Source organism: Streptomyces sp. UNOC14_S4 (genome assembly GCF_020740835.1).
Classification (GTDB): Bacteria; Actinomycetota; Actinomycetes; order Streptomycetales; family Streptomycetaceae; genus Streptomyces.
On sequence record NZ_JAINFC010000308.1, the window covers coordinates 1 to 9,180 of the forward strand.

General features: G+C 72.1%; 7 protein-coding genes. 2 read left to right on the forward strand and 5 right to left on the reverse strand.

Features of this window, described 5'->3' with window-relative positions:
• The first annotated feature begins 367 nt into the window (after nucleotides 1–367).
• Nucleotides 368–1,309 (forward strand): hypothetical protein, encoded by a 942-nt coding sequence (locus K6I34_RS24350; RefSeq protein ID WP_229328475.1) that lies wholly within the window; start codon nucleotides 368–370, stop codon nucleotides 1,307–1,309.
• Here the strand turns inward: K6I34_RS24350 and K6I34_RS24355 are convergent.
• From K6I34_RS24355 to K6I34_RS24370, 4 genes are all read right to left on the reverse strand, one after another.
• Nucleotides 1,289–3,175 (reverse strand): ABC transporter ATP-binding protein, encoded by a 1,887-nt coding sequence (locus K6I34_RS24355; RefSeq protein WP_229328476.1) that lies wholly within the window; start codon nucleotides 3,173–3,175, stop codon nucleotides 1,289–1,291. The two genes, K6I34_RS24350 and K6I34_RS24355, sit on opposite strands and share 21 nt — an antisense overlap.
• Nucleotides 3,172–4,164: an ABC transporter permease gene (locus K6I34_RS24360; RefSeq protein ID WP_229328477.1), complete on the reverse strand. Its 993-nt coding sequence runs from the start codon at nucleotides 4,162–4,164 to the stop codon at nucleotides 3,172–3,174. The genes K6I34_RS24355 and K6I34_RS24360 overlap by 4 nt, the downstream gene beginning before the upstream one ends.
• A 1-nt stretch (nucleotide 4,165) precedes the next feature.
• The gene (locus K6I34_RS24365) at nucleotides 4,166–5,950 is read right to left on the reverse strand and encodes an ABC transporter substrate-binding protein (protein ID WP_229328478.1); all 1,785 of its coding nucleotides are present in this window, start codon (nucleotides 5,948–5,950) and stop codon (nucleotides 4,166–4,168) included.
• A 152-nt stretch (nucleotides 5,951–6,102) separates the two neighbouring features.
• A complete protein-coding gene (locus K6I34_RS24370) occupies nucleotides 6,103–7,074 on the reverse strand; it encodes an ABC transporter permease (protein WP_229328479.1) in 972 nt (323 codons plus the stop codon).
• Nucleotides 7,075–7,498: 424 nt separating this feature from the next.
• On the opposite strand from K6I34_RS24370, the gene K6I34_RS24375 reads away from it, so the two are divergent.
• Nucleotides 7,499–7,960, forward strand: coding sequence for a subtilase-type protease inhibitor (locus K6I34_RS24375; protein ID WP_229328480.1), 462 nt, complete (start codon nucleotides 7,499–7,501; stop codon nucleotides 7,958–7,960).
• A 108-nt stretch (nucleotides 7,961–8,068) separates the two neighbouring features.
• Here the strand turns inward: K6I34_RS24375 and K6I34_RS24380 are convergent.
• Nucleotides 8,069–9,180, reverse strand: a 1,112-nt coding sequence (locus tag K6I34_RS24380; RefSeq protein ID WP_229328481.1) for a S1 family peptidase, incomplete at its 5' end; no start/stop codon positions are given.

A 9,180-nucleotide genomic window follows, 5' to 3' on the forward strand; every position in this document is an offset into this window, starting at 1 on the left:
GCATCTGCCTGCGGTAGGGGGCGGGGCGCCTCAGCGTCTGCCGAGCTGATGCCGTCGGGCGGCTGCGGGTCCGGTGGGGGCTGGTCGCGCAGTTCCCCGCGCCCCTTGAGTCCGGGGCTCCGCCCCGGATCCCGGTCCGGTGGGGGCTGGTCGCGCGCGGAGCGCAAGAGGCAACCCGGTGGGCACAACCGGACCACCGGGCCGCACCGAAACGGGGTCCGGGGGCGGAGCCTCCGGGAGGCAGGGGTCGCGTGCCGGGCGTCATGCGCCGGGGAGTGCGCGGACGCGCCGTGGTTCCCGCCCGGCGCCGGGTAGAACCTCACCGCCCCGGAAGCGCCACCCGGTTCCGCACCCAGCGGAGGAACGCATGCCCAGCACCCCGCCGCCCGTCCCCGGCAGCCGCGTCCGCGTCAGCCCGTACGCCCCGGAGACCGCCGCGTTCCTCGACCGCTGGGTGCGGCGGACGGGGCTCACCCAGTCCTTCTCCGCCCAGCGGCGGTTCCGCAGGGCGGGCTGCGCGGCGTTCGCGGCGCGGGTCATGCCCGACGCCGAGTGCGCGCGCTTACAGCGCGGCGCGGCCTGGCTGGTGTGGTTCTTCGTCCTCGACGGCATCCTCGACGGCACGGACGGGGAACACGGGCCGGGCGGGCAGCCGCCGCCCTTCGCCGACGCCCTGCTCGACTTCCTGCCCATGGACACCGGCCGCACCCCGCCGCCGCGCACCGCGCTGGAGCGGGCCCTGGCCGACGCCTGGCGGATGGTGGCCCCCGTGATGTCACCGGAGTGGCGGCTCCGGTTCCGTACGCGCTTCGGCGAGTTCACGTGCGCCTGGCTGCCGGGCACGGCGGGCGGGGGACGGGCGCCCGGCGCGGCCCACCCCCTCCTCGAACTGATCGAGTACACCAGCGGGCACGAAGTGCCGGACGCGGTGCGGGAGTTGCCGGAGTTCCGGGCGGTGGCCGAGGCGGCGGTGCTCCCCCGGCCCGGTGAACGGAAGCTCTCCCCCGACTTCCTCGCGGCCCGCGCGGCCGCGCTCCGCCGGGCGGACTCCGAGCTCGCGCGGGAACTGCTCCGCCAGGGGCTCCCGGACGGCGCCCTGGCGTACACCGGGGCGCTCTCCACGTGGCTGGCCGGGCTGTCCCCGGACCTGGACCCGGAGCGGGAGCGGGAGGTACCGGCGGACGCCCACAGGCTCGGCCTCGCCGACGACGTCACCGCCGTCGGCCTGCTCCGCCCGCGAAGGCCCGTGCCGCCGCCCGCCCCCTCCACGGGCGGCGGCACGGGGGCCTTACAGGGCGGCAGCGAGTAGCTCGCGCGTGTACGCGGCCTTCGGGTCGTCGAAGACCTCGTCGCGCGGCCCGTTCTCCACCACGGTTCCCGCGCGCATGACGGCGACGCGGTCGCAGAAGTGCCGGACGACGGCGAGGTCGTGCGACACGAAGAGCAGGGAGAGTCCCAGCTCGTCGCGGAGGTCCATGAGCAGGTTGAGCACCTGCGCCTGTACGGACACGTCGAGCGCGGAGACCGGCTCGTCCGCGATGACCAGCCGGGGGCGCGGGGCGAGGGCCCGCGCGATGCCGATGCGCTGGCGCTGGCCGCCGGAGAACTCGTGCGGGTAGCGGTCGAGATGCTCCTCGGCGAGCCCGACCTGGAGCAGGAGCTCGGCCGCGCGGGCGCGGCGGGCGTCGGCGTCCAGGCCGGTGTGCACGCGCAGGGGCGTGGTCACGATCTGCTCGACGGTACGGCGTGGGTTGAGCGAGGCGTACGGGTCCTGGAAGACGAGCTGGACGTCGCGGCCGAGCGCCTTCCGCACGGCGGGCAGCCCGATGTCCTCCCCGTCGAACCGCACGCTCCCGGCGGTGGGCCGCTGCAACCCCGCGAACACGCGAGCCGTGGTCGACTTCCCGGACCCGGACTCCCCCACGAGCCCGAGCGTCTCCCCTTGCCGCACCTGAAGATCGACCCCGTTCACCGCGACCACGGGCTCCGCCCTGCGCGCCCAGAGGGCACGGCGACCGGGGAACTCGACGGTGAGTCCGACGACTTCGGCCAGCACGCCGCCGTCCGCGGCGCGGGTCGCCCCGGCCGCGCCGAAGGCCGGCTCGGCACCGCCGGATTCCGCCGCGGAACGACTCGCCGTCGCGGCGGTGAGGAGGTCACCGTCCCTGAGACCCGCGCTCTCTCCGGCGACCCCCTTCCCCGCCGCCGCGGCGGGCAACCCCGACGGCGGTGTCCGGCGGTGCCGGGCCGGGCTCAGGCCGGGCGCCGAAGCCTGGGACGGCCTGCGGCCCGCGTCCTCCGCGGCAGCGGGCTCCGCGCCCTCCCCGGCAGGGGAGCCCGCGGCAGCGGAATACGACACCGGGTCGTCCACCGTCGGCAAGCGCGTGCCCGGGACCGTCGACAACGTGGGGGCCGCGCCCACGAGGGCGCGGGTGTACGGATGCTCCGCATCCGTGAGGAGCTTCGCCGTGGGGCCGTCCTCCACCACCCGGCCCGAGCGCATGACCAGCATGCGCGAGCACGTCTCGGCGACCACCCCCACGTCGTGGGTGACGAGCAGCACCGCCGTACCGCGCTCCTCCTGGAGCTCCGAGAGCAGGGCGAGCACCTGGCGCTGCACGCGCGCGTCCAGTGCCGTCGTCGGCTCGTCCGCGATCAGTACGTCCGGCTCGTTGACCAGTGCCATGGCGATCATGACGCGCTGCCGCATGCCGCCGGAGAACTGGTGCGGGTAGTGGCGGGCCCGGGCGGCCGGGATGCCGACGCGGCCGAGCATCGCGACGGCCTTCTCCCACGCCTCGCCCCGGCCCGCGCCGGAGTGGATCCGGTACGCCTCCGCGACCTGCGCCCCCACCGTGTGGAAGGGCGAGAGCGCGGCCAGCGCGTCCTGGAAGACCATGGCGACCCGGGCACCCCGCAGGGCCCGCAGCGCGAAGTCGGGTGCCCCGACGACCTCGGTGCCGCCGACCGTGATGCTGCCCTCCACCGCCGTACGGGCGGGGTCGTGGAGCCCCATCGCGGCGAGCCCGACCGTGGACTTGCCGGAGCCCGACTCCCCCACCAGGCCGACGACCTCGCCGCGCGCGAGCTCGAAGGAGACGCCGTCGACAGCGGTCACCGAGGAGCCGCGGCCGGTGAAGGAGACGGTCAGGTCACGTATGTGCAGGACGCTCACGCGAGCCTCACCCTCGGGTCGAGCCAGGCCACCACCAGATCGGCGAGGGCGACGAAGAGCACCACGGAGAACGCGGCGAGCAGGACCGTGCCCACCACCGTGGGCAGGTCGTTCTGGACGACGGCGTCGACGGCGAGCTTGCCGACGCCGCCGAGCCCGAACACGGTCTCGGTGATGAACGCCCCGCCGAACAGCGCGCCCGCCTCCAGGCCGAGCAGCTGCACCAGGGGCGCCGCGGCGCCGCGGGCCGTGTACTTCAGGTGGGCCCGCAGCGGGCCGAGGCCCTTGCCGCGCGCGGTGCGCACATACCCCTCGTGCATCGTCTCCAGCATCTGGGAGCGGGAGAGCCGGGCGAAGACGGCGGCGTTGACGAAGCCGAGGACGAGCCAGGGCAGCACCAGCCCCGCCGCCCACGCGGCGGGGTCGTCGGCGAAGGGCGTCCAGCCGGGCACGGGGAGGATGCCGGTGGTGTAGACGAGCAGGTACTGCACCACGTAGCCGAGGAAGTAGATCTGCACGCTCGCGCCCACGAGGGTGGAGCCGGACAGCAGCCGGTCGGTGACCGTGCCGCGGCGCAGCGCGGAGACGAAGCCCGCGCCGACGCCGAGGACGACGATCACGGCGAGGGCGCCCGCCGCGACGGACAGGGTGACCGGGAAGCGGTCGCCGATGGCGTCGAGGACCGGCTGGTGGAGCGTGTAGGAGTAGCCGAGGCAGGGCGCGGAGCAGTCGATGGGGCTGCCGTCGACGTCGGCGATGGTGCGGCCGGCGACGAGTCCCCGGAGGTAGTCGGCGAACTGCGTGAGCACCGGCTGGTCGAGGCCCATGCTGTGGCGCACGGCCGCCACCTGGGCGGTGTCGCACTTGGGGCCGCAGGCGATGAGCGCGGGGTCGGCAGGGGCGGCGTAGAAGAGCCCGAAGGCGACGGCGGTGATCGCGAGGAGCACCGCCGCGGCCGTCGCGACGCGCCGCAGGAGGTAGGCGCTCACGTCAGGACTTCTTCAGGTACAGGTCGGCGGCCGCGATGGAGCCGTAGATCGGGTGGATGGCGGCACCGCCGACGTTCGCGCCGCGGAACTGGGTGACGCTGGTGTAGAGGAAGGGCACGACCGGCACGTCCTTCATGACGACCTGCTCCAGGTCGATGAGCGCGGCGGCCTTCTGCTGCGCGTCACCGATGCCCGCGATGCGCTCCAGTTCCTTGTCCACCTCGGGGTTGCTGTAGCGGATGGAGTTGGCGAGGGCGTCGAGCTTGCTGTGGTAGCTGTCGGGCAGCAGGGTCGAGGGGGTGGGCCAGTCCACGGAGTTGGTGGAGATCCACAGGTCGTACGGGGCGTCGCCGCGGAAGACCTGGTCGTTGAAGGCGGCCTTGTCCATGGGCTTGGTGACAAGCTTGATGCCGGCCTTGGCGAAGGCGTCGACGAGGACCTGGGCGAGGCGGTCCTTCTCGGGGGCGTCGGTCTCGTAGGCGTAGGTCAGCGTGGTGACCTTCTGCTTGGCCTTGGCGAGGTGCTCCTTGGCCTTCTCGATGTCGCCGCTCGGCGCGACCGGGTAGAGGTCGTACTTCTTCCAGCCGACGACGGCGGGCGAGGAGAGCGTGGTGGCGAAGTCGCCGAGGCGCGGGCCGCCGAGGACCTGGCGGGCCTGCTCGCGCGGGAAGAGGTAGTGGATGGCCTTGCGGACCTCGGGGTCGGTGACGCGGCTGTTCTTGATGTAGAGGTCGCTGGTGTAGGCGCCCTGGCTGCCCGGGACGAGGAGTTCCCGCTTCTTCGCGTCGCGCCGGGCCTCGGCGTAGAGCTCCGGCGGCAGCTCGTTCTTGGTGGTGACGGTGTCGGCCCCGGCGCCGCGGCCGTTGAGGACCTCCTGCGCGGTGTTGAGGATCTTCTTGCCGAAGGCGAACTCGAAGCGGTCGGCGTACTGGTGGCGGATCGGGTCGGTCTCCGGCTTCCAGTGCGGGTTGCGCTCCAGGGCCAGGCTCTGGTTCTGCTTGTGCTCGGCGATCCGGTACGGGCCGGAGGCGAAGGGCCGTACGTCGTAGTCGGTACCGGTGTCCTTGTCCTTGCGGACGGGGGACGAGGAGGACTGGGCGGCCATGTAGGGCACGTCGGACTGCGGCTGGGGGAAGTGGAAGACGATGGTCTTGTCGTCGGGGGTCTCGATGGCGTCGAGATCGCCGTCCTTGGGGCCGCCGTACTTCTTGACGGCGGCGGTGCGGTCCTCGGATCCGGTGAGCCACTCGGGCCAGTAGGTGGGGCCGAGCTCGAAGCCGGGGCCGAAGGTGCGCTCGATGCCGTACTTGACGTGGGCGGCGGTGATCGGCTGCCCGTCCTCCCAGGTGATGCCGTCCTTGAGGTGGTACGTCCAGGTGCGGCCGCCGTCGGAGGACTGCCCGGTGTCGGTGGCGAGGTCGCCGACCAGCTTGGGCTTGCCGTCCACGACCTGATACTGGGTCAGCTGGCGCCCCCACAGCAGGGAGGTGCTGTAGGACTCGCCCGCGTAGATCTTCTGCGGGTCGAGGTGGCTGTAGTCGTTGAGGTTGGCGATCCGCACGGTGCCACCGGTGCGCGCGTCGGGAACGGCGGGGGCCGGACCCTGGCTGTCCTTGGCGGTACCGAGGGTGGCGGTGAGCCGCGCGCCGCTCTTGACGGCGGTGTCGCCTCCCTTCTCCCCCTCCGCGGCCGGGGAGCCCGCACCCGCCGAGCAGGAGCACATCAGCATGACGGCGGCAGTGGCGAGAGCCGGTACAGCTGCGGTGCGCGTGCGGAAACGGGACATGGGTGAACTCCGTTGAATCGGATGAATCGGAAAGGTGAGGGACAAGGGATCGCGCCCCGTAAGGGGCGCGGGGCTGTGCTTTTTGTGCGGCTCCGCCGCGTGGGCGCGACCAGCCACGGACAACCCGCAGCCGACCGATCAGCGGCGAGGCACTACGCAGCGATGCGCGGATCGAGCGCATCGCGAACCGCATCGCCGAGCAGATTGAACGCCAGGACGAAGACGAGAATCGCCACGCCCGGGAAGACCATGTACGTCGGGTCGTCGTAGAAGACCTCGGAGCCGCGGGAGATCATCCGGCCCCAGTCGGGGACGGGCTCGTTGATGCCGACACCGAGGAAGGAGAGCGCGGCCTCGGCGGTGACGATGCCGGGCACGGCGAGGGTGACGTGGACGAGCACCGGCGCCCAGACGTTGGGCAGCAGCTCGCGGAGGACGATGTGGCGGCGGCTCGCGCCCACGGCCCGCGCGGCCTCGACGAAGTCCCGCTCACGCAGGCCGCGTACGGCCGTGCGGAGCACCATCGCGAGCGGCACCCAGCCGAAGGCGGAGAACACCAGGATGAGCGAGGCGAACTGCATCCAGACGGGCTCGTTCTCGCCGGGTCCGACGAACCGCGTCTGGATGACGGGGCTCAGCGCGAGCAGCAGCAGGAGTGTCGGAAAAGCAAGCATCACATTGCATACAAATGTGAAGGCACGGTCCGCGATCCCGCTGAGGTAGCCCACGGTCACCCCGAGGACGACGCCGACGACGGCGATCACCGTGACGGAGGCCAGGGCGACGAGCAGCGAGGTGCGCATGCCATAGAGGAGCTGGGTGAGCACGTCGCGCCCGAGGCCGGGCTCGATGCCGAACCAATGCTCCCCGGAGATGCCCCCGTTGGGCAGGACGGGCAGACCTTCGGCGCTGAGCAGGCCGGGTGCGTTCTGCCCGTAGTGCTCCGTCGGGTTCTTGCCGTAGAGGGCCGCGAGCAGGGGCGCGGCGAGCGCGAGGAGAGCGCAGAGGGCGACGACGGCGAGCGCGGCCATGCCGGTCCGGTCCCGCCGGAAGGCCCGGCAGGCGGCGGCGAGGGGGCCTCGGGGCGGCGCTTTCGGGGGTCCTCCTGAGTGCACTTCGGCCATTTGCTGCCGCGCTCCTGAATCACTCCGGCCGCCGTCCGGTCGCACGACGGGCCTCTTTTCGGCCGGGGTTGCGGGGGTCTCCCGCCCCGGGGTGCGGATCATTAGATCCGATGGTTTTAAGCGTTGCAAATCATGTTTTTGAAGGCGACTTCGATAATTCATCGTTGATTACAAGGAATCCTCGCTGGTCAACATCCCCGTAACATTAATTCCCACGATTCCCCCGCAAACCGGACGCATGGCGGCGCCACTTCCCACCCGGGGCACCCATCGGGAGATGTGCCTCACACCGTTTCAGGCCACCCCGGAGCAACTACCCTGGGTTTTCAACCAGCGACCGAAAGTGTCCGCAGGGGGTGCGTTCATGCTCAACTTGGGCAAGACTCCGGTCCGTTATCCGAAACCAACCAAGGGAGCGTTCGGAATGCGGTACATCACTGGGGGGATCGCGCTGGGGGCCGCGCTGGCACTGGGCGGCCTGGTGACGGCCGGGACGACAGCCGCGAGCGCGGAGCCCGTCCCCGAAGCGCAGACGCAGAGTCTGTTCCCGCAGAGCCTGTTCGCACCCTCCGCACTGGTCCTGACAGTCGGCCAGGGCGAGAACGCCGCCGAGTCGGGCGTGCAGCGGGCGGTCACGCTGACCTGTATGCCGAAGGCGGTCGGCACCCACCCGGACGCCAAGGGTGCCTGTGGCGCGCTGCGGGCCGCGGGCGGCGACTTCGAGAAGGTCGTCGCGGTCAAGGCGGACACGTTCTGTACCAAGGAGTGGAACCCGCAGGTCGTGACGGCCGAGGGCGTCTGGGAGGGCCAGCGGGTCAGCTTCGAGCACACCTTCGCCAACCCGTGCATGCTCAAGGCGGGCAAGGGCCTGGTCTTCGAGTTCTGACACTCTCGGACACTCGACGACGGGCAGGGCCCGGCTCGGGCGTGAAGCGGCCCCCGGACACCGTGGAGGTGTGTCCGGGGGCCGCCGTCCGTGTGTGCGGCCGCGGGCTCAGCCGAGGCGCACGTTGTACGCCCCGAGGGCGCGGGTGAGGGGCTCGTAGTAGCTCGTGCCGCCCGTCATGCAGTTGCCGCTGCCGCCGGAGAGGATGCCGTAGCCCGTGGTCCCCGAGAAGAGGGGGCCGCCGCTGTCACCGCCCTCGGCACAGACCGTTGTCTGGATCAGCCCCCTGACCGTCCCCTCCGGGTAGTTCACGGTGGCGCCGACGCCGGTGACCTTGCCCTCGTGCACATGCGTCGTGGAGCCGCTGCGGGTCACTGCCTGATCGACCATCGGGTCCGCCGCCTGGGTGATGGGCTGGGTGGTGCCGTTGTAGAGATTGACGGCGCCGGGGTGGTCGATGGTTCCATCGGTGTGCTGGACGAAGGCGTGGTCCACGCCGGGGAACTCCGCCCCCACGGTCTTCCCGATCCACGGAGCACCGGGACCCGGGGCCCACTGCGGCTCGACGCTGCCGCAGTGCCCGGCGGTGACGAAGCCGTGGCCGCCCGAGGCGTCGACGACGTTGAACCCGAGCGAGCAGCGGTACTTGGCGCCGAAGATGCCGTCGCCTCCGGCTATGTACCGGGTGAGCTTCGCGGACGTCCTGCGCACCAGGACCGCGTCGCCCAGGGACTTGACGGTGCGGTTGAGGCGGGCCAGCCTGTCGCCGGTGACCGTGGGGTCGGCGCTGACGACGACGCGGTTGATTCTCGGGTCGGCCACCCAGGCGGTGCCGGGGATCGCGGGCATCGCGTCCAACGTGACGCGGGCGGTGTCCAGTTGGACCTGCGAGTACGTCACCTCCTTCGGTACCGCACCCGCCTTGCGGACCGCGTCGGCGGCCTTCCGGTCGGTGACGTCGACGACGAGTCTGTGCGCCCCGCTGTCGTAGTACGCACCCGCCACCGCCCCGTCCAGACGGCCGACGAGCGTCCTGGCGAGCTCCCCGGCGAGCGGCTCGGGAAGAGTGCGCGGCGCGCCGACGGACCGCGCGTCGGCACTCTGCGGGCTGAGACTCACCGCCGCGAGCGCGGTGACCGCCACGGCGGTGAGGACGGCGCGCACACGAATCCGGAAAGGCTTCAACTCGGCACCTCCTGTGCTGTCTCTTATCCCCATCT

Coding starts and splice junctions, on each gene's coding strand:
- K6I34_RS24350 (WP_229328475.1), top strand. CDS start 368: ATGCCCAGCACCCCGCCGCCCGTCCCCGGCAGCCGCGTCCGCGTCAGC.
- K6I34_RS24365 (WP_229328478.1), bottom strand. CDS start 5,950: ATGTCCCGTTTCCGCACGCGCACCGCAGCTGTACCGGCTCTCGCCACT.
- K6I34_RS24370 (WP_229328479.1), bottom strand. CDS start 7,074: ATGGCCGAAGTGCACTCAGGAGGACCCCCGAAAGCGCCGCCCCGAGGC.
- K6I34_RS24375 (WP_229328480.1), top strand. CDS start 7,499: ATGCGGTACATCACTGGGGGGATCGCGCTGGGGGCCGCGCTGGCACTG.